Source organism: Affinundibacterium seohonense, assembly GCF_014284305.1.
Classification (GTDB): Bacteria; Pseudomonadota; Gammaproteobacteria; order Burkholderiales; family Burkholderiaceae_D; genus Undibacterium; species Undibacterium seohonense.
Window position 1 is genome coordinate 36511 of sequence record NZ_JACOFW010000014.1, and the last position, 20059, is coordinate 56569.

The following is a 20059-nucleotide window of genomic DNA, read 5'->3' on the forward strand; positions in this document are numbered from 1 at the left end:
ATGGACGTTAACATTGATGTTCAATATCAGTAACGAGTACCTTATAAAAGTAAGTGGAAGACTATGACAAAAGACGCGAAAAATCTGATCGTTGGCCTTGATATCGGCACCTCGAAAATTGTGGCTGTAGTTGCTGAAGTTATGCCTGACGGTCGTCATGAGGTGATCGGTCTGGGGCAACATGAGTCCAAAGGTTTGAAGAAAGGCGTGGTAGTGAATATTGAAGCGACGGTAGAGTCGATTCAACGCGCACTGGAAGAGGCCGAATTGATGGCGGACTGCAAAATTCGTACGGTGTACACCGGTATCGCCGGTAGTCATATTCGTAGCTTTAATTCCAGTGGGATGGTAGCGATTAAGGATAAGGAAGTGACTGCGGCGGATGTGTCGCGCGTGATTGAAACGGCAAAGGCTGTGAATATTCCGACGGATCAGCAGTTACTGCACACCTTGCCACAGGAATTTATCGTCGATAGTCAAGATGATGTACGCGAACCGATAGGCATGAGCGGTATTCGTTTGGAAGTCAAAGTACATATCGTCACCGGTGCGGTGTCAGCGGTGCAGAACATCGTTAAATGCGTGCGTCGTTGCGGTTTGGAAGTGTCTGATCTGATCTTGCAACCGATGGCTTCGGCGGATGCGGTTTTGACCAACGATGAAAAAGAGTTGGGCGTGGTGTTGATCGATATCGGTGGCGGCACCACTGATGTTGCGGTGTTTAGTGAAGGTTCGATTCGCCACACTGCCGTGATTCCGATTGCTGGTGATCAGATCACCAACGATATTGCGATGGCTTTGCGCACACCAACTTCAGAAGCAGAAGAAATCAAAATCCGTTTCGGCGTTGCCAAGCAAGTGTTAGCGGATCCTGCTGATACTTTGGAAGTGCCAGGTCTCGGCGATCGTGGTCCACGATCTTTATCGCGCCAAGCTTTGGCCGCGGTGATCGAGCCACGTGTCGAAGAACTTTTTGCGTTGGTACATCAAGTCGTACGTGAATCAGGCTATGAAGATGTGCTGTCATCTGGCATCGTGCTAACTGGTGGATCTTCAACGATGCAAGGCATGGTTGAAATGGCAGAAGACATCTTTTTGAAACCAGCTCGCATCGGTATGCCGGCGTACTCTGGTCAACTAGCAGACGTAGTGCGCAGTCCGCGTTACGCCACAGTTTTAGGGTTGTTGTTGGAAGCGAAGAAGCAGTACTTACGAGGCAATATTGTGACGCGTCAGGCAGGGTCGGCGAGTGCAGTTTGGCAGCGTATGAAGGAGTGGTTTCAAGGGAATTTTTAATTCTGATTTTTGTTTTGGAAAATAGTGTTTCTTTATAGATGAAATGAGCCGATTTGCAGCAGATTTTTCACAATAATTTGCTGCAATCATTTTATAATGTTGCGAAATACAGTTTTCATTCGCTAGGCATCACATAGGGTGAGGATTAGCGACTGAAAACTGCCTACTTGGGGGATTCATGATGGAGTTCGATATGGTCGATAACGCTACGCAGGGCACAGTAATTAAAGTAGTTGGTGTCGGTGGCGCAGGTGGTAATGCGGTTCAGCACATGATTAACAAAGGTGTTTCTGGCGTCGAATTTATCGCTGCTAATACCGATGCTCAGGCGCTGACGCAATCTGGTGCACACAATGTGATTCAAATCGGCGAGACAGGTCTCGGTGCTGGTATGAAACCTGAAGTAGGTCGTCAATTAGCGGAAGAATCCCGTACGCGTATTGAAGACGCATTGCGTGGTGCCAATATGGTGTTTATCGCTGCAGGTATGGGTGGTGGTACTGGCACTGGCGCCGCACCAGTATTCGCACAAATCGCAAAAGAACAAGGTGCCTTGACTGTCGCAGTGGTATCAAAACCATTCTCTTACGAAGGTAAGAAATGCATGGATATCGCTGATGAAGGTTTAGAAGCTTTGTCTAAACATGTCGATTCATTGATCATCATCCTCAATGAAAAGCTTGAAGAAATCTATGAAGACGACAGCATGATCGAATGGTTGGGTCATGCCGATAATGTCTTAAATAACGCCGTGGCGGGTATCGCCGAAATCATCAATGTACCAGGTCATATCAACGTCGATTTTAACGACGTTAAAACCATCATGGGTGAGCAGGGTAAAGCGATGATGGGAACGGCGACGGCATCTGGCGTGGATCGCGCACGTATCGCCGCTGAGCAGGCAATTGCCTCACCATTGTTAGATGGCATCGACCTTTCCGGCGCGCGTGGCGTGTTGGTGAACGTGACAGCTAGTCGCGGTTTGAAAGGTAAAGAGATTAAAGAAGTGATGTCAGCAGTACGCGCTTTCGCAGCGCCAGATGCATCGATTGCCCAAGGTATCGCCTACGATGAAAGCATGGGCGATGAGATTCGTGTAACAGTGGTAGCAACAGGCTTAGGCCGCGGCAAGAAGAATATTCAATTGGTGCAAACACCAATGCTGCGTACGGGTACTAATGATGAGCCAATGATGATGGCAACATCAGTGGCGGCAACAACGACAGGCAAGGCGACAACATCGGTGAGTGCTGGTTTTGATAGCTTGACCAAGCCTGCAGTATGGCGTCATTCAGCGACTGAGCAAGTACGTGCTTTAGAAAAGAACGGTATGGAAACCTACGATATTCCTGCATTCTTGCGCAAGCAGGCTGATTGATTATTTAGTTTTTGGTTTATGTGATTTGATGTGACTTGAAAAGCAGACTACAGTTTTGACGTCACTATGAGAACGCCCGCTTTTGAAAAGAAGCGGGCGTTTTTTTATGCTGTTGATGTTTGCACAGATGATATTTCGAGAGTTAGTCAGGCAGTTGGCGGCTCAAACTCGTTTTGAGTTTAGTCAATTGCGCTTCTAATGCTTCGAAGTCTTCGGTTTGATATTCACGAAAATTTTCCCTACCTTCTTTAACCACTTCTGGAAAAGAGCTGGCGAATTGGGCTTCACCTTCTGGGGTTAATTTAATGAAGAGTTGACGACGATCATCGCCTCGTGCGCGTTGAATTAAACCTTTAGCTTCGAGGCGATCAAGCACACCGGTTAATGTGCCTTTAGTGATCAATGTCTTTTCGCCGAGTTCTTTGCATGTCATACCAGGAGTGTTGCCCAGCGTTGCAATAATATCGAACTGTGACTCTGTAAAGCCTAATGATCGGACTCGCTTCGAAGACAATTTTTCGAACAATTGCATGCACTCTGATAGGAGTCGAATACTGCGTAAATAACGTTTTTCTAGCATGATATACAGATTAAAAAGGTGACTAAACTTAAGTTAGTCACCTTGCCTACGTAGTTTAGTTTGTCTTCGCAGCTTCGACCTGAATTGCCAGTTTTACGTCTGGAGAGAAGCCCCAATTGATCGCGTAATTCATACCAAAGTCAGTACGCTTGAATTCGGCACTAGCATCGGCGCCGCAAATTTCGACTTTCGTCATACCGTCTTGAATGCACTTGAATTTATTCACGGTTAAGGTTACTGGTTTAGTGACGCCAAGTAGCGTTAATTCACCTTCCACCGCGACTAATTTGTCGCCATCAAATTTCATGGATTTGCCAACATAAGTAATGGTCGGGAATTGAGGTACATTGAACATGTCCTTGTTCTTCGCATGATCATTCATTTTCTGCATACCAAAATCGATGGAATTGGCATCGATGGTGATGTTCATAGTGCCTGTTTTTGCAGCGCGATCTAAGGTAATTGTGCCTTCAGTCTTAGTGAACTTTCCACGCCAGAATGAGATGCCTTTGTGGTCGGCTTCAAAACTTGGATAAGTGTGAGTCGGATCGATCTTGTAAGTTTGGGCAAAGCTTGGTGCAGCAACGGCGAATAAAGCGATGGCGAAGAATTTTGATAATTGCATGGTGAAGCTCCTATGAAAAATAAGTAAAACGATTACAGCTGGGGGGACTGCTGATTGGTGACGACATTGAATTTGATCACGACCTCATCGGCGATCATGCTGGTGTCTTTCCATTCACCTTCGCCGATATTGAAAGCAAGACGTTTGATCGGCAGACTACCTTCAAAGCTAATGGACTTTCCAGCAGTTTTGATTAGCAGAGGAAAGCTGATTGCGATGGTTTTTCCTTTGATGGTGAGATTGCCGCTGACATCGAGCTTGCCTGCGCTACTCACTTTCATCGCGGTCGACACAAAGCTCGCCTTTGGGAATTGTGCGGCGTTGAACCATTCTTTTTTCAAGACTTCTGCGTTGTATTCTGGTGCAGGTAAATTTAAGCTACTAGCATCAATCTCAACCGAGGCTTTTGAACTCTCTGGTTTTGCGCTGTTGTAATCAATGTTGGCATTGAATTTTTTAAATTGTGCTGGTACTGGTACATTCATCTGCTTAAAGATAATTTGTACGGAGCTTTTCGATGTATCAACTACTAAGTTTGCAGCATAGCTATTGGTGCTCAGTATGCCTAATGTTAGCCATAACGGCGCACTCAGTTTAGCGATGCTTTTTAATGTTGGGGTCGTCAGGTTCTTCATCTTTTATCCTTGTTTATTCTCGTCATGCAAACGTGCAGGTAACATTCTTTTTAATACGTCATCTTTGTCGATGAAGTGGTGTTTCAAGGCTGCGGCGACATGTAGTAAAACCAAAATTAACATGCCTTTGGTCAAATATTCGTGTAGTTCTTTGAAGCTGTCCTTCAACTCTGGATTGGGGGCGATTAATGCTGGTAACTCAAACAATCCTAGGTAGACCACTGGGAAGCCAGCAGCGTAAGTGTACAAATAACCCGAAATCGGAACGGCAAACATCAGGAAGTAAAGTGCAATGTGGGTCACCTGCGCGATTTGTTTTTCCCAGGATTTCATGTGCTCTGGATACGCTGGCGCTGGATTGGTTAAGCGCACCAACAGACGAATCGCGACCAGAGCGAGTACTGTGATGCCTATCCATTTATGCCAAGAGTACAGTTTTAATTTTGTTGGACTGATTCTGAGGTCGGTCATATAACTGCCCATGATAAAGGCAGCGATGATCATGATTGCAACCAGCCAGTGAAGCGCCATACTTTTTCCTGAATAGCGTTGCATAAGTTCTCCTCAAAAAGGAAATTAGTTCGAATTAGGACTAATATAGCAAAAAAAATCGAAGTCTGCACAAAGACCTCTGCAAAAAGGTCCCAAAAAGTAGAGTTGATAGTGCTAATCGAAGATCAAATGCAAAGGGCCTTCAGAACAAATCTGAAGGCCCTTGGTAGAACAACCTGATTCGGTTTAGATCGCTTTTGCTAATTTTGCTGCAATACCTGTGTAATTACCAGGCGTCATAGTCAGCAATAAATCCTTTGCGTCTTGTGGAATACTCAAGCCGAGGATGAATTCACGCAAAGCGTCTTTCGAAATGCCTTTGCCACGCGTGAGTTCTTTTAATTGTTCATACGGATTCTCAACGCCATAGCGACGCATCACTGTTTGTACGGGCTCTGCCAACACTTCCCAAGTATTGTCTAAATCTTCGGCCAGACGTGCTTGGTTGGTTTCGAGTTTATTCAAGCCGCGTACGCAACTGTCGTAAGCCAATAAGGTGTAACCGAAGGCCACACCAATGTTACGCAAAACGGTGGAGTCTGTCAGGTCACGCTGCCAGCGGGAGATGGGTAATTTCTCAGACAAATGTTTGAGTAAGGCATTTGCCAAGCCGAGATTGCCTTCAGAATTTTCAAAATCAATTGGATTCACTTTGTGCGGCATTGTAGAGGAACCGATTTCGCCAGCCTTCGTTTTTTGCTTGAAATAGCCAACGGAAATATAGCCCCAAATGTCGCGGTTCAAATCTAGCAAAATCGTATTGGCGCGCGCAAAGGCGTCAAACATCTCAGCCATATAATCATGCGGCTCGATTTGAATGGTGTAAGGGTTGTAAGTCAAACCTAGGCGTTGTTCGATTACATTCTTGGAGAAACTTTCCCAATCGTGATTTGGATAGGCAGATAAATGCGCATTGTAGTTACCGACTGCGCCATTCATTTTGCCGAGAATTTCGACTTGGGCGATACGCTGTGCCGCACGCTGTAAGCGCGCAACGACATTCGCCATTTCTTTACCGAGTGTGGTTGGGCTAGCGGTCTGGCCATGGGTGCGCGACAGCATAGGCACATTGGCGTTCTCGTGTGCGATATCTTTCAAACGCGCAATCAATTTCTCTAAAGCAGGCAACATTACACTGTCACGAGCCGTCTTGAGCATCATGCCGTGCGAGGTATTATTGATGTCTTCTGAAGTACAGGCAAAGTGAATAAACTCCGCTGCTGCTTTTAGTTCAGCCGTGATTTCAGGCGCGATATGCAATTCACGTTTAGCCAGATGATTGTAGCTTTCTGGAAGGGCTAAACCAACCGATTCTTTGAGCCAGTATTCCACCGCTTTGACGTCATGATTCGTGACGGCCTCAATCGACTTGATACGGGCGGCATCGGCTTCAGAGAAATCGCTTGCGATCTGGTTTAACAGGGTATTGGCAGCGTCCGAAAATGGTTTGATTTCGGTAAAGCCTGCTAAGGAAAGCGCTTGCAACCAAGAGATTTCGACTTTCACGCGATGATGCATGAACCCAGCTTCAGATAATGTCGCGCGTAGCGCATCGACTTTGGAGGCGTAACGCCCATCGAGAGGAGAAAGAGCGGAGAGAGTTGAGAGTGACATAGGATAGTGAGGAGAGTTGGAAGAGTGAATACCAAGCATGCTAAGTCTGGCGAAAAACAACAATGCAGAGAATTAAATTACAGGAGATGACGATGCAAAAAACTGACAAACTTATTGTTCTGCCTTTTTTCATTGACAATGAATGGCAAATGAAAAGCAGTGAATTTGGTCTTATCTGACCTTAAATTCTACAAAACGCCAAAATACGAAAGCGCGCATTTTAACATGCTCGGTGCGCATTTTTGACTTTCTACAGAATGATAATTAATTGCCAAGTCAAGCTGAAAATAATTTAGTTATGGCAATGCTATAATTTCCCCTAATTGAAACTACTCTTAAGTAATTGTCATTGAAATTTTTTTGACAATTCAAGAAACCAAGCATATGAAACTAATCGGTTCCCTAGCAAGTCCTTATGTGAGAAAAGTACGCGTGGTGATGGCGGAAAAGAAGCTCGACTATGCGCTAATACTTGAAAACGTTTGGGGTCCAGATACCTCTATTCAGCAGTCTAATCCGCTCGGAAAAATTCCTTGTTTATTGATGGAAGACGGCGGGGCGATGTTTGATTCACGGGTGATCGTTGAGTATTTGGATACCTTGACTCCAGTCGGTAAATTGATTCCGCCAAATGGGCGTGAACGAGCAGAGGTCAAAAATTGGGAGGCACTAGCTGACGGTATTTTAGAAGCCGCCGTATTGGTGCGCTTAGAACGCACCACACGCGATCCAGCAATGCAGAGCGAAGTTTGGGTGAATCGCCAAATGGATAAGGTCAATGCGGGATTAAAAGCGATGTCGCAAGGCTTGGGGGATTCGGCTTTCTGCGTTGGCAATCATCTGACTTTGGCCGATGTTAGCGTGGCCTGTTGTTTGGGCTGGTTAGCATTCCGTTTCCCCAACATTGCTTGGCGTGACGAGTATCCAAATCTGGCGAAGTTGTTTGATAAATTATCTGAACGTCCATCGTTTAGAGATTCGGTGCCAGAGTAATTTTTCTGTTTCTGAAATAGACAAAAAGCGGATAGAAAATTCTATCCGCTTTTGCTTTTTTGCCTTAAGGTTTGGTGAAGCTGGTAATTACCAAATGCGTATACGTTTTGCTGGCTCGACGTACATCTTATCACCAGCTTTTACCTTAAACGCTTCGTAAAATTCAGGCATATTCGTCAATGGGCCATTGGCGCGGAACATGCCAGGCGCGTGTGGATCAGTGCTGATTAAACGTATTGTTTCGGTCTCGCGTGCCTTGCCGCGCCATACCTGCGCCCAACCCATAAACACACGTTGATTACCGGTGTAGCCATCGATGACTGGAGGTTTCTTTCCATTCAGAGAAAGTTGATAGGCTTTGAACGCGATCGAGAGTCCAGAGTTGTCGCCAATATTCTCACCTAAAGTTAATTTGCCATTCACTTTATATCCTTCGAGCGGACTATAGTTGCTATATTGCGAGACCAAAGCATCGGTCAATTTGCCGAAATTCGCTTTGTCTTCGGCCGTCCACCAATCACGCAGATTACCATCGCCATCCGATTGACTACCTGAGTCGTCAAAGCCATGACCGACTTCGTGTCCAATCACCGCGCCAATGCCGCCGTAGTTGACCGCATCATCTGCATCTGGATTAAAAAACGGTGGCATTAAAATCGCGGCTGGAAAAACGATTTCATTTTGACGTGAATTGTAATAAGCGTTGACGGTTTGCGGGCTCATACCCCATTCACTGCGATCAACCGGTTTTCCGAGTTTGTCGATTTGGCGTTGATAGGCAAAGTGACGACCAGCCTTAATGTTGCCGATCAAGTCGTCTTTGACAATGTTCAATTTGCTGTAATCGCGCCATTTGTCCGGGTAGCCGATTTTAGGTGTGAATTTAGCGAGTTTTGTGAGTGCTTCTTTCTTGGTTGCTTCGCCCATCCAAGGTAAGGTTTCTATGCTTTGTTTGTAAGCCAAAAGCAAATTGTTGACTAAGGTCTGCATGCGAGCTTTATTCTCTGCTGGGAAATGCTTAGCAACATAGAGCTGGCCCAAAGCTTCTGATAGTGATTCCTCGACGCGACTGACGCCCCGTTTCCAGCGCGGCTGATTTTGCGGGATACCGCGTAAAGTCACACTGGAAAAAGAAAAATCTTGCTCAACGAAGCGCTTGCTCAGATACGGAGCATAAGCATTTACGATGCGCCAGTTGAAATATGCCCGCCAAGTCTCGATCGGCGTGTCTTGAATGAGCTTGTTTAATCCAGTGAGATAGCTGGGTTGGCGAACGATGACGTAGTCGGTTTTTCCGGCCGTCCCCATCTCAGTGAAATACTTATTCCATGCAAAGTCCGGCAAAAGTTCGCCTAATTTACTCACTTCTACTTTGTTGTATGTTTTGACGGGATTGCGGTTTTCTACGTTGCTCCATTGAATTTTGGCGATCTCCGTTTCTAGAGCCATGATCGCTGAGGCAGCTTGACCTGGGTTAGCATGCCCACTCATTGACAACATTTTTTCTACATGAACTAAGAAGGCTTCTCGTATGGTTTTGAATTTGGCATCTTCGAGTTTCAAATAGTAGTCACGATCGGGCAGGCTTAAGCCGGCTTGGCCAACAGATACCGTGTATTTTGATGAGTCTTTAGCATCTTGGGTCACGCCCGAAGCTATAGGTGTGGCCACGCTAATTCTGGCGAGATAGGCAAACATTGCCGGTAAATCGGTTTTGTCTTTCACTTGCTGTATGCGCTGAAAGTCTGCTTGTAAAGCTTGTATATCCAACTCGTCGAGGCGAGCTTCGTTCATAAAACTATTGTAGAGATCGGCAATTTTTTGTTCATTGCTACCCGAGACTAAATCAGGTTTGCTGGCGAGTTCTTGAATGATGGCGGATGATTGCTTGGCGGAGAGCTCAGCGAGCTGATCGAAGGCACCGTAACGACCACGATCCGCTGGAATTTCGACATTGGCTAGCCATTTACCGGACATGAAACGGAAAAAATCATCTTGTGGTCGTACGCTTGTGTCTATCCACTGTAGGTCTATGCCAGATTGCATTGTCTTGACTGCTTTTTTGCTTTGCGCTTTGGTTGGCATTGCTTTGTTGCTTGGCGCCGGATTTTGCGCATGTACATTGATGCTAATCGAACTGATAAAGAGACCGGAAATGATAGAAAATAATAAACGTTGACGCATCGAGATTCCTCTGGAAATTTGTTATAAATTATTTGTTATAAATTGATGGTGCTATGCGAAGCTGAGATTGGACATGAGCTTAGCTTCATAGTTCCACGTTGTTAGTGTAATTCCATTTCTGGACTCATCCATGAATTGAATAATTTCAAGGTTAGACAATTGTGTCTCCGCGCCAGCAGGATTTTTAGGATTAAGGCATACTTGCACCCCTCTCTGTGTCGGCGTCGATTCAGGTGAGTATCAACATATTCTGCGTTTTAACTTTAGGGAGTTCATTATGAGCATCAAGATTGGCGACAAATTACCAGCAGGTAGCCTGGCCGAGTTTATCGAAGTGGAATCTGAAGGTTGTTCTTTGGGGCCAAATACTTTTGAAGTTGCAGACCTGACAAAAGGTAAAACGATCGCTATTTTTGGCTTGCCTGGTGCATACACACCAACATGCTCCGCTAAACATGTTCCTGGTTATGTTGAACATGCAGCGGCTTTAAAAGCAAAAGGCGTTGATGAAATTTGGTGTATCTCCGTCAATGATGCATTTGTCATGGGCGCTTGGGGACGTGATCAAAAGGCGACTGGTGTTGTGCGCATGATGGCAGACGGTAATGCTGCATTTAGCAAAGCATTAGGTTTGGACGCAGATTTTAGTAAGTTCGGCATGGGCGTGCGTTCCCAGCGTTATTCTATGGTTGTGGTTGATGGTGAAGTCAAGCACTTAAACGTAGAAGAGGGCGGTAATTTTGCGGTGTCTAACGCTGAGACTATGCTGGCACAACTGGCTTAATCTCTCGTTAGCGTAATTAATCGTCGTTCCTGCAATGCGCATCAGTCGGTGCGCATTTTTTATTTGTGATGGTATGTGTTTTATTCAGTGCTGTGAATGTTCTGCGTAAATGACTATTGCGTTTTATAATCTCGCTATGCTAAAGCAAATTACTATACAAAAAGAAGTGAAAACCATCGGTGTCGGTGTGCATTCCGGCACCAAGGTGACATTGACGCTTCGTCCCGCCCCGGTCGATACCGGCATCATTTTTACGCGTGTTGATCTACAACCGCCAGTCGTGTTCCCAGCTACTGCCTTAAATATAGGCGATACCAAGATGGCATCAACCTTGACTAAAGATGGCACCAAAGTTTCTACCGTGGAGCACTTGCTTTCTGCCTGTGCTGGTCTCGGTATTGACAATATTTATATTGATGTGAGTGCGGAAGAAATCCCTATTATGGATGGTTCAGCCTCATCTTTCGTCTATCTGCTGCAGCAAGCCGGTATGCAAGAGCAGGATGCCGCCAAGAAATTTATTCGTATTCTTAAGCCGGTAGAGATCCGAGAAGGCAGTGGAAAAACAGAAAAGTGGGCGCGCCTTGAGCCTTATGACGGTTTTAAATTGCATTTTTTCATTGAATTTAATCATCCCGCCGTTGATGGTACCAATCAAACTGCAGAAGTCGATTTTGAACAAGTTTCCTATGTAAAAGATGTTGCTCGTGCTCGAACCTTTGGCTTTATGCAAGACGTGGAAATGTTGCGAGGAATCGGTTTGGCACGTGGCGGCTCTCTAGAAAACGCGATCGTCATGGATGAATACCGTATCCTCAATGCGGATGGTTTGCGCTTTGATGATGAATTTGTGCGTCATAAAATTCTCGACGCAATTGGCGATTTGTATCTGATCGGGCATCCATTTTTGGCAAGTTACACCGCGCATAAATCAGGGCACGGCCTGAACAATCAATTGCTGCGGGTGTTGCTCACACAGCCAGATGCTTATGAGATCGTGACTTTTGAAGATGCGAATAGCGCACCTAGATCTTACTCCCATCAAGAAGAGCGAGAATGGGCATTGAATTGATACGGTGAGGCTGTTTGGCTGCCAGTATGTTAGCGCTGGTTGCGACTAAGGAGACGGCTAAGTGCTGCCTTTAACCCTTCATTCTGTGGCGTGGCATCCAAGTTGTTTCTCAACTCCTCAAAAGCGCATAGGGCCGAGCCTGTTAATAAGGCTTGTTTGACCGGCTCAGGTTTATCTACCATGCGCTTGACTTGTACTTTGATCTTGATTGCGTTAATCTGCCAACCTCGTTGCTGCAAATGTGCTTGCAATTTTGGCAGCTGTTGTTTTAGTTTTGCGGCGATTGATGCATTCGGGGTGGACATCACCAATTGATCTTCGTTGAGGTTTAAGACCTCGCACGCATCGAAGATAGCAGGTAAGGCAGTTCTACATTCTTTTTGTAGCGAAATGTTTCGCTTCACTGTCGGCAAAAGTGGAGATAGTTTGTCGTTGTGCCGTAAAAATGACGCTATCTCATTGGTTTGAGCCATTTTTTTGCCACGTTTGACATTTAATCGGTAAGTTGGATGAGGTGATTGCATATTTCGCACATTACCATAATTTATTCTTGTTGATCACGGAGGTAACAGTTAATGCAAGTCATTATTATGCATTCACGTTTGACCCAGGCAAAGTCGGTGACTTTGTCATCGACTCACCTTTTTATTTTTCTCTCCGCATTTGCATTGTTAGCTTTGCTAGCATCATTTTCATTGATGAATATCTTCGTCAAATTCGCAGATAGTGACTCAAGTTTGATGAAAAGTATCTTGCCGCAGGCGATGTTGGCGTCGAGTGCTGGTTCTTTAAGCGGTAACGACAAGTATTTGAAAGAAAATTTGGCGGCGATGGCAGTCAAAATTGGTGAGATGCAAGCGCAGTTGATTCGTTTGGATGCGCTTGGTGAACGAGTGCAAGGACTGGCGGGGGTAAAGCCGGAAGAGTTCAATTTTAAAGAGCTGCCAGGGCGCGGTGGTGCAGAAATTCTGAGTGATGTACCAAAGGCTGAATTGAATTTACTAGATTTTCAAGCTTCGCTCGATGCTTTATCTAGAGATCTCAATTATCGCTCTGACTATTTGAATGTGGTCGAATCTAAACTGATGAGTTTCAAATTGCAAGCCAAATTGTTGCCGACCATCGTTCCAGTGAATGTTGGCTATAACGCTTCAACTTTTGGGCGGCGGCTTGATCCCTTTTCAGGTCGCACCGCTTTTCATGAGGGCTTAGACTTTTCCGCTCCTAATGGAACACCAATTGTTGCTGCCGCTGGTGGCGTGGTGGTTTCGGCTGAATATCATCCGGAATTTGGCAATATGCTGGAAATCGATCACGGTGGCGACATGATGACGCGCTATGCACATGCTTCCAAGTTATTGGCGAAGGTAGGTGATATCGTAAAGCGTGGTCAACATATCGCAAATATTGGTTCAACCGGGCGATCAACTGGCGCACATCTACATTTCGAGGTCAGAATCAAAGGCGTGCCACAGAATCCGCATAAATTCTTAAATGCGGGTCTTCCTGGCGCAGATGATTCTAAATTGGCTAATTTGCAACCTTAATTTAGAAGTTCCTAGTTTTTCTGGTATCTCCAAAGGACTCTTTTGATAAAAATCTGATAGACGCTTGATTTTGTCGGATTTATCACCATCTCTCAGCCATACTTCCCTCTCTTGACAGCAGAAACTCTAGAAAGCTAGGTGAGCCATGTTAAAATTAAAAGTTAATCATATCTGCTGCATTTTTTGTTTGATTGCAGTGTTTTAGAACCTACACCCACCATACTCACTACTAGCATGTCATTTCTGACCAAAATATTCGGTAGCCGTAATCAAAGGCTCTTGAAACAATATCAAAAAATTGTGCGTGATATCAACGCATTAGAGCCAAAGTATGAAACTTTGTCGGATGATCAACTCAAGGCGAAGACGCCAGAATTTAAAGAACGCCTGGCCAAGGGTGAGACTTTAGATGCCTTGTTGCCTGAGGCGTTTGCGGTTTGTCGTGAAGCCAGTAAGCGTGTCTTGAAGATGCGTCATTTTGACGTGCAGTTGATTGGCGGTATGGCTTTACATTTCGGCAAAATCGCGGAAATGGGCACCGGTGAAGGTAAGACGCTGATGGCAACTTTGCCAATCTACCTGAATGCTTTATCCGGTAAAGGCGTGCATGTCGTGACGGTCAATGACTATCTGGCACAGCGCGATGCGGATCAGATGGGAGAACTTTACGGTTGGTTAGGTTTGACCACTGGGGTTAACTTATCGCAACTTGAGCACGATGCAAAACAAGTTGCGTATGGTTCCGATGTTACCTATGGCACGAATAATGAGTTTGGTTTCGATTATCTGCGCGACAACATGGTGTATGAAGCCAAAGACCGTGTACAGCGCACTTTAAACTTCGCCGTGGTTGATGAAGTCGATTCGATTTTGATTGATGAAGCACGTACACCTTTGATCATTTCTGGTCAGGCGGAAAATCATACAGAGTTGTATTACAAGATTAACGAGGTACCTAAATTATTGACTTTGCAAATCGGTGAAGAAACACCGGATGGCAAGGGCGTGGTTGAAGTGCCGGGTGATTACACCAAAGATGAGAAGTCACACCAGGTCTTATTGACTGAAGCCGGTCATGATAAATCCGAGCGTATTTTGACGCAAATGGGTTTGTTGCCGGAAGGCGCGTCTCTGTACGATGCTGCGAATATCTCATTGGTACATCATTTGTACGCAGCCTTGCGTGCACATGCTTTGTATTTTAAAGATCAGCACTATGTGGTCTTGGATGATGAAATTGTAATCGTCGATGAGTTCACTGGTCGTATGATGACTGGTCGGCGTTGGTCTGATGGCTTGCATCAGGCGGTTGAGGCAAAAGAGGGTGTTCGTATTCAAAACGAAAACCAAACTTTGGCATCGATCACCTTCCAAAATTACTTCCGCATGTACGCGCGTTTGTCAGGTATGACTGGTACAGCGGATACTGAAGCTTACGAATTCCAAGAAATTTATAGTCTCGAAACGGTGGTGATTCCACCCAATCGTCCGTCTGCTCGTAAAGATCGCCAAGATCAAGTCTATAAATCCGCTGAAGAAAAATACGGCGCAATGTTGAAAGATATTCAGGACTGCTACGAACGTGGACAGCCTGTATTGGTCGGTACAACGTCGATCGAGAATTCTGAATTGCTCTCAGGTATCTTAGACAAAGCGAAATTACCGCACAATGTGTTGAATGCGAAACAGCATGCACGTGAAGCGGAAATCATTGCGCAGGCTGGTCGCCCAAAAGCCATCACGATTGCTACCAATATGGCTGGTCGTGGTACCGACATCGTGTTGGGTGGTAATGTCGGAAAACAAGTGCAATTGATCGAAGCATCTGAGACTTTGTCTGATGCTGAAAAGCAAAAACAATCGCATACACTGCGTGATGAATGGCAATCCTTGCACGATCAGGTTGTTGCTGCTGGTGGTTTGCATATCGTTGGTACAGAGCGTCACGAATCGCGTCGCGTTGATAATCAATTGCGTGGTCGTTCAGGTCGTCAAGGCGATCCGGGCTCGTCTCGCTTTTACCTGTCTCTAGATGACGCCTTATTGCGTATCTTTGCAGGTGATCGCGTACGTGCAATTATGGATCGATTGAAGATGCCAGAAGGTGAGCCAATTGAGGCTGGTATCGTTAGTCGTTCGATTGAGTCGGCACAACGTAAAGTCGAAGCACGTAACTTTGATATTCGTAAGCAATTGCTTGAATACGATGACGTTGCCAATGATCAGCGTAAAGTGATTTACCAGCAACGTAATGAATTGCTCGAAGCGCACGATATGTCAGAAATGATTGCGTCTCTGCGTGACGGTATGTTCCATGATCTAGTGCGTCAATACGTGCCACAAGAGACAGTCGAGGAGCAGTGGGATTTGCCTGGGTTGCAAGCTGTATTAGCGGGCGAGTGGGCGTTAGATTTGGATCTGGTCGGCTTGTTAGAGACTGAGAAAAATTTAACGGATGAAGACATTCTTGAACGTGTTGTAGCTGCCGCAAAAGCAGAATATGACGCTAAGTTGGAGGTGGTTGGTAAAGAATCATTCGCCGGATTTGAGCGTAGTGTCATGTTGCAAAGTATCGATAATCATTGGCGCGAGCATCTGGCGGCACTTGATCACTTACGTCAAGGGATACATTTGCGTGGCTATGCACAGAAAAATCCTAAGCAAGAATATAAGCGTGAAGCCTTTGAACTGTTTGGTCAAATGTTGGACCAGATCAAAAATGAGGTCGTGCGTATTGTCGTGACAGTACGCATTCAATCACGTGAAGAGATCGAAGCAGCTGAACAGCAAATGGCACAGTCGCAAGTTGAGAATGTACATTATCAACACGCAGAATTTGATGCAAATGCGTCACCAGAAGAAATGCTGGCACCGACTCCAGTCGTGGCAGATGTTTCCTCGCCATTTGTTGATAACGGATTTAAAACAGGCCGTAACGACCCTTGCCCTTGCGGTAGCGGTAAGAAGTTTAAGCAATGTCACGGTAAGTTGGCTTGAGTGTTTAAGGGTTAATCAGGCTTGCTCGTCGCAAACTTGATGCAGTAATGAAAAACCCCAATCTGTTAAGATTGGGGTTTTTTTATGCTTGCAGAGCTCGTGGTTTGTAAAGTTGTTTTGGCATCATTTGTCGCTTATTTGTGTGAACCTTGCTTGTTAAAAATTGCGTGCCAAATGAAACTTAAAGCCTGACTAGTAAGGTCTAATAAACGATTTTCAATGGATTTCCCCCAGCGAAAATAACAGGCTATAAAACAAAAAGCCCTCGCGTTGAGCGAGGGCTTTTCAATTTAATGGATGTTGATAACTTAGGTGTTATTAAGTTATCAAATCAATTAAAACTTGATGTTACCAGTCATGTACACCGTGCGGCCTAATGGATCAGTATAGCGACCATCGTAGCCAACTTGATTACCACCACCGGTGTTGCGGATAGATAATGGTGGGTCTTGGTTGAGCAAATTGCGAACACCTGCGGTTAAGGTCAAGTTCTTCGACGCATTTGCTTTGATTTGCCAATCAAGTGTCAGGTATTTCTTTACGCTTCTTTCTAAGCCAGCTAAGCCACCGATTGAACCATCTTCATTGACGAAACGCAATTGCGAATCAGAAGCATTGATGACTTTATCTCTGTAGCCTGAACGATAGTTCATAGTCAATGAGTTAGAAATCATGTCACTGGATTTCAGAGAGAAAACCATGCGAGAAATGACCTTGAACACGACATTATCTGATGAATCAAAACGGCCAACACTTTTCTCTAAGCCAACACCTGGTACATCTTGTTCCGCTTTGAGCATGTATGTACCAGACCAATTGACAGACAAAGCACCGAGTGGCGTGGCAGTTCTGTACGTACTATCCCAGTCAATACCTTGGTAGTGAGATGTTGCCAAATTCACTGGGGATAACTGGGCAACAATCACTTTTGAGCCTTGAATTGGATCAAAATACAATTGGATGTACTTGTCTGCCAGAGCCGGTGTAGTGTAAATCTGATCTTGTGACAATGATTGGATCTGGTTCTTCAACTTCACATCCCACCAGTCAAAGCCAACAGTCAAGCTCTTCATTGGTTCGAAGCGGATGCCAAATGCCATTTGGTTGGATTCTTCAGCCTTCAAGCCAGTAGAACCTTTATTTGCATTGCCTTTGGTTAACAAACCATATTCCTGAGCACCGCGGCAGTATGGGAAGCGGTAATCAGTTGGATTCGTGATCGGGCATGGAAAGAAGCTTGATGAGCCAGCGTTTTTCACAGGATCAGCAATATTGTTCATGGTCGGTGCTTTGAAGCCTGTACCATAAGATGCACGCAATAACACTGTTTCTGTTGGTTGGAAACGGGCAGATAACTTGTAAGTTGCCTTGGATACGGCATTGCCAACTTCACCAGCTGCTGCAGCACTACCATCTGTATTGTAAGTGGTATTGTTTTTCTTTACAGCGTCATAGCTATCGTAACGTACCGCAGCTGTAACATCCAAGTTCTTGATCACTGGCATTAGCATTTCACCGAATGCACCCCAACTTTGACGCGTTGCGTCCAAATCTTGAGCCCCAGTACCGCCACCGATTTGCGTGTCCGTCCAAGATTTATCTGGATTCTGCGGGCCAGGGCCTTTAGAAATTGAGCTGTATTGATCTTGGTAAGATTGTTTGGTGAAATCAATACCCATACCTAAGGAAGCTGCTCCGCCAGCCATCGAAAACATTTCTTTCGAAGTGTTAGCACTTAATACGTCAATTTTAGACTTTGTCGTCAATAAATTCTGGTTTAGAACAGCTGGAGCTAAGATTGCTGACGCATTTGGGTTCATGATAAACGGGTTAAATGCACCAGATTTAACTAGTGCATTAAATTTATTCGAGCTCATGTAGCCTGATACAGCCTGATCTGTCTGCGTATTTTCAGAATGGGTATAGCTTGCTTTGTAATCCCAGCCTGCAATGTTGCTATCCATTCCTAAAACTAAGTGATTCGCATCTGTTTTGTATTCGTCAGCGCGGCCACCTGCGTCATACGCGCGGAAATAAAAGAAAGCATCTGTCAGCTCAGATGCCTTGACGCCACGTGCAGTCAACATTGGGACTACAGTTGTGTTATACGCGCCGATATAATTCTGATTGACCGTTTTTACCTTAGTAATTGGATCCGTACTAAAAATTGTCAAAGGCTGAGCAGGCGCGGCGTATTGTGCACGATTAGTGAATTTAGAAAGCACTGCTTCACCGAACAACGTGGTTTCGCTGCTTAATTTCCAGCTACCATTTGCGAATATACTATCGCGCGTAGTTTTGGGAATTAAATCGACTGTCGCTGCATAGTCATAGCGGCAGAACTCGCCACGCTGAAAGGTATTTGGACCGTTACATTTACCCGTTTTGATAAAGTCAGGTGAGAACGCATCAAGATCGGAGTCGAAGACGGCAGGAATAGAGTTAATACTTGTTTGGAAGATTGCGTATTTTTCACCACCTTCGTTAAAGCGCTTTACACCTGACTTCGCGAAATCTCTTTGAGTCGCTTTCAGAGCATCTTGTTCATCATGTGCGTATGAAACCTGCAAGTTGTAGCCATCGGTTGTCAGATCGCCGAAACCTTTTGAAATCGAGAAGTTGGTGCTACGTCCGCCACTCTCTTGAGGTGAATTTAAGGTTGCTTCAACTACGAAATCTTGTTGATTTTTCTTTAAAATGAAATTGATTACGCCAGCGATCGCGTCTGAGCCATATAAAGTCGATGCACCATCCGTCAAGATCTCAACACGTTCTACAGCCGAGAGGGGAATGCTGGCCAAATTGACTGCGCTGCCTGTACCGTACGGTGCCATACGACGGCCATTCAGTAATACCAGTGTGTAGGCAGTACCAATTGCGTGGATGGATGCTGTTTGCACGCCACTGCCGCCACCATTCACGGAGGCAGATGACGTAATAAAACCTTGCATAGCAGGTAAAGCTGCGACTAAGTCAGCAACATTAGTAACACCGCTTTGCTCAATATCTTTACGACTTAAAGTCTGAACAGGTAATGCGCCTTCTTTAGCGATACGCTTAATAGACGAGCCCGTAATTTCAATACGTTGTGGTGCAGTGTCTTGTGCAAATGCTGGTTGAGCGAGTATACCAGCCCCCATTGCTACGCCGCCAATGAACATCAGGCGTACGGAACGGGATAACATTTTTTCTACCATGTTGAATTCCTCCATTGATTGAACGACAAAATTAGCTTTTAAAACGTTTTCTTGATTGCTTTTTTAAAAACTTTACGAGTAATGCTTCCAAAGTTTGGTTAACTTTTGGTTAATCATTGCTTTCAATTTGAAAACTGGACAGTGGCAGAATTTTAAGCTCATGCTCTGCGAAATGTGGTTTTAAGAAAGTATTATCTAATTAACCTTGAAAAACATTCACCATGAATGAGAACATTCGATCCCAGTAGGTGTCAAGCTAGGAGGTGACTTTGAAAAGTTTGGAAATATCACTTTCGATAAATGCCAGACTAATACCAGTTGCCTTTTTGGTCATCACGTTAAATTGGTGGCGGGAAACCTGAATCAATGGCGGTGGGATGTGAAGACTTTTAATTCGTTTTTTTTGCTGCTCTGCAGAAGAATATTCTACTGCGGAGCCATTAGTACCCTCGAAATTCTCTTATCAAAATCGGCAGAATCGCTTGATAAAAAAAATTGCAAACCGGTAAGTGATTGTAGCCATAAATTGTTTTTAATCTTAACTAAAATGCATCCAAAGATACTTATCGAAGTTCTCTTTTTCTGCAGCTTTTTTACAACATTTT

15 protein-coding genes are annotated in these 20059 nt (G+C 45.0%); 7 read left to right on the forward strand and 8 right to left on the reverse strand.

All coding sequences use genetic code 11. The features are described 5' to 3' along the window. Positions 1 to 63: 63 nt before the first annotated feature. Entirely contained in the window at positions 64 to 1296 is a 1233-nt protein-coding gene (gene ftsA / locus H8K52_RS12785; RefSeq protein ID WP_186923296.1) for a cell division protein FtsA, read from the forward strand. 181 nt (positions 1297 to 1477) lie between these two features. After that, positions 1478 to 2674 (forward strand): cell division protein FtsZ, encoded by a 1197-nt coding sequence (gene ftsZ / locus H8K52_RS12790; protein ID WP_186923359.1) that lies wholly within the window; start codon positions 1478 to 1480, stop codon positions 2672 to 2674. 142 nt (positions 2675 to 2816) lie between these two features. Here the strand turns inward: ftsZ and H8K52_RS12795 are convergent, their stop codons facing one another. From H8K52_RS12795 to purB, 5 genes are all read right to left on the reverse strand, one after another. Beyond that, on the reverse strand, positions 2817 to 3254 hold the full coding sequence (locus H8K52_RS12795; RefSeq protein WP_246464502.1) for a MarR family winged helix-turn-helix transcriptional regulator: 438 nt from the start codon (positions 3252 to 3254) through the stop codon (positions 2817 to 2819). A 55-nt stretch (positions 3255 to 3309) separates the two neighbouring features. Next, positions 3310 to 3879, reverse strand: a complete 570-nt coding sequence (locus H8K52_RS12800) for a YceI family protein (protein ID WP_186923298.1) — start codon at positions 3877 to 3879, stop codon at positions 3310 to 3312. Between the two features lie 32 nt (positions 3880 to 3911). Beyond that, entirely contained in the window at positions 3912 to 4514 is a 603-nt protein-coding gene (locus H8K52_RS12805; RefSeq protein ID WP_186923299.1) for a YceI family protein, read from the reverse strand. A gap of 3 nt (positions 4515 to 4517) precedes the next feature. Beyond that, positions 4518 to 5069 (reverse strand): cytochrome b, encoded by a 552-nt coding sequence (locus tag H8K52_RS12810; RefSeq protein WP_186923300.1) that lies wholly within the window; start codon positions 5067 to 5069, stop codon positions 4518 to 4520. Positions 5070 to 5252: 183 nt separating this feature from the next. Further along, the gene (purB, locus tag H8K52_RS12815; RefSeq protein ID WP_186923301.1) at positions 5253 to 6680 is read right to left on the reverse strand and encodes an adenylosuccinate lyase; all 1428 of its coding nucleotides are present in this window, start codon (positions 6678 to 6680) and stop codon (positions 5253 to 5255) included. A 384-nt stretch (positions 6681 to 7064) separates the two neighbouring features. On the opposite strand from purB, the gene H8K52_RS12820 reads away from it, so the two are divergent. After that, positions 7065 to 7673, forward strand: coding sequence for a glutathione S-transferase C-terminal domain-containing protein (locus H8K52_RS12820; protein ID WP_186923302.1), 609 nt, complete (start codon positions 7065 to 7067; stop codon positions 7671 to 7673). Between the two features lie 87 nt (positions 7674 to 7760). On the opposite strand, the gene H8K52_RS12825 is transcribed toward H8K52_RS12820, so the two are convergent. Then, on the reverse strand, positions 7761 to 9857 hold the full coding sequence (locus tag H8K52_RS12825; protein ID WP_186923303.1) for a M13 family metallopeptidase: 2097 nt from the start codon (positions 9855 to 9857) through the stop codon (positions 7761 to 7763). A 277-nt stretch (positions 9858 to 10134) separates the two neighbouring features. Here H8K52_RS12825 and H8K52_RS12830 point away from each other — a divergent pair, with 277 nt between their 5' ends. Further along, positions 10135 to 10641: a peroxiredoxin gene (locus H8K52_RS12830; RefSeq protein WP_186923304.1), complete on the forward strand. Its 507-nt coding sequence runs from the start codon at positions 10135 to 10137 to the stop codon at positions 10639 to 10641. A 136-nt stretch (positions 10642 to 10777) separates the two neighbouring features. Further along, positions 10778 to 11713: a UDP-3-O-acyl-N-acetylglucosamine deacetylase gene (lpxC, locus tag H8K52_RS12835; protein WP_186923305.1), complete on the forward strand. Its 936-nt coding sequence runs from the start codon at positions 10778 to 10780 to the stop codon at positions 11711 to 11713. A gap of 29 nt (positions 11714 to 11742) precedes the next feature. Here the strand turns inward: lpxC and H8K52_RS12840 are convergent, their stop codons facing one another. Then, positions 11743 to 12237, reverse strand: a complete 495-nt coding sequence (locus tag H8K52_RS12840) for a DciA family protein (protein WP_246464504.1) — start codon at positions 12235 to 12237, stop codon at positions 11743 to 11745. 51 nt (positions 12238 to 12288) lie between these two features. Between H8K52_RS12840 and H8K52_RS12845 the strand changes: the two genes are divergently transcribed. After that, entirely contained in the window at positions 12289 to 13260 is a 972-nt protein-coding gene (locus H8K52_RS12845; RefSeq protein ID WP_186923306.1) for a M23 family metallopeptidase, read from the forward strand. Between the two features lie 234 nt (positions 13261 to 13494). Continuing rightward, on the forward strand, positions 13495 to 16257 hold the full coding sequence (gene secA / locus H8K52_RS12850; RefSeq protein ID WP_186923307.1) for a preprotein translocase subunit SecA: 2763 nt from the start codon (positions 13495 to 13497) through the stop codon (positions 16255 to 16257). Positions 16258 to 16592: 335 nt separating this feature from the next. Here the strand turns inward: secA and H8K52_RS12855 are convergent, their stop codons facing one another. Further along, the gene (locus tag H8K52_RS12855) at positions 16593 to 19454 is read right to left on the reverse strand and encodes a TonB-dependent receptor domain-containing protein (protein ID WP_246464506.1); all 2862 of its coding nucleotides are present in this window, start codon (positions 19452 to 19454) and stop codon (positions 16593 to 16595) included. Positions 19455 to 20059: the final 605 nt, after the last annotated feature.

Coding starts and splice junctions, on each gene's coding strand:
- ftsZ (WP_186923359.1), top strand. CDS start 1,478: ATGGAGTTCGATATGGTCGATAACGCTACGCAGGGCACAGTAATTAAA.
- H8K52_RS12820 (WP_186923302.1), top strand. CDS start 7,065: ATGAAACTAATCGGTTCCCTAGCAAGTCCTTATGTGAGAAAAGTACGC.
- secA (WP_186923307.1), top strand. CDS start 13,495: ATGTCATTTCTGACCAAAATATTCGGTAGCCGTAATCAAAGGCTCTTG.
- H8K52_RS12830 (WP_186923304.1), top strand. CDS start 10,135: ATGAGCATCAAGATTGGCGACAAATTACCAGCAGGTAGCCTGGCCGAG.
- H8K52_RS12800 (WP_186923298.1), bottom strand. CDS start 3,879: ATGCAATTATCAAAATTCTTCGCCATCGCTTTATTCGCCGTTGCTGCA.
- lpxC (WP_186923305.1), top strand. CDS start 10,778: ATGCTAAAGCAAATTACTATACAAAAAGAAGTGAAAACCATCGGTGTC.
- H8K52_RS12810 (WP_186923300.1), bottom strand. CDS start 5,069: ATGCAACGCTATTCAGGAAAAAGTATGGCGCTTCACTGGCTGGTTGCA.
- H8K52_RS12840 (WP_246464504.1), bottom strand. CDS start 12,237: ATGCAATCACCTCATCCAACTTACCGATTAAATGTCAAACGTGGCAAA.
- H8K52_RS12795 (WP_246464502.1), bottom strand. CDS start 3,254: ATGCTAGAAAAACGTTATTTACGCAGTATTCGACTCCTATCAGAGTGC.
- H8K52_RS12845 (WP_186923306.1), top strand. CDS start 12,289: ATGCAAGTCATTATTATGCATTCACGTTTGACCCAGGCAAAGTCGGTG.
- H8K52_RS12805 (WP_186923299.1), bottom strand. CDS start 4,514: ATGAAGAACCTGACGACCCCAACATTAAAAAGCATCGCTAAACTGAGT.
- H8K52_RS12825 (WP_186923303.1), bottom strand. CDS start 9,857: ATGCGTCAACGTTTATTATTTTCTATCATTTCCGGTCTCTTTATCAGT.
- purB (WP_186923301.1), bottom strand. CDS start 6,680: ATGTCACTCTCAACTCTCTCCGCTCTTTCTCCTCTCGATGGGCGTTAC.
- H8K52_RS12855 (WP_246464506.1), bottom strand. CDS start 19,454: ATGGTAGAAAAAATGTTATCCCGTTCCGTACGCCTGATGTTCATTGGC.
- ftsA (WP_186923296.1), top strand. CDS start 64: ATGACAAAAGACGCGAAAAATCTGATCGTTGGCCTTGATATCGGCACC.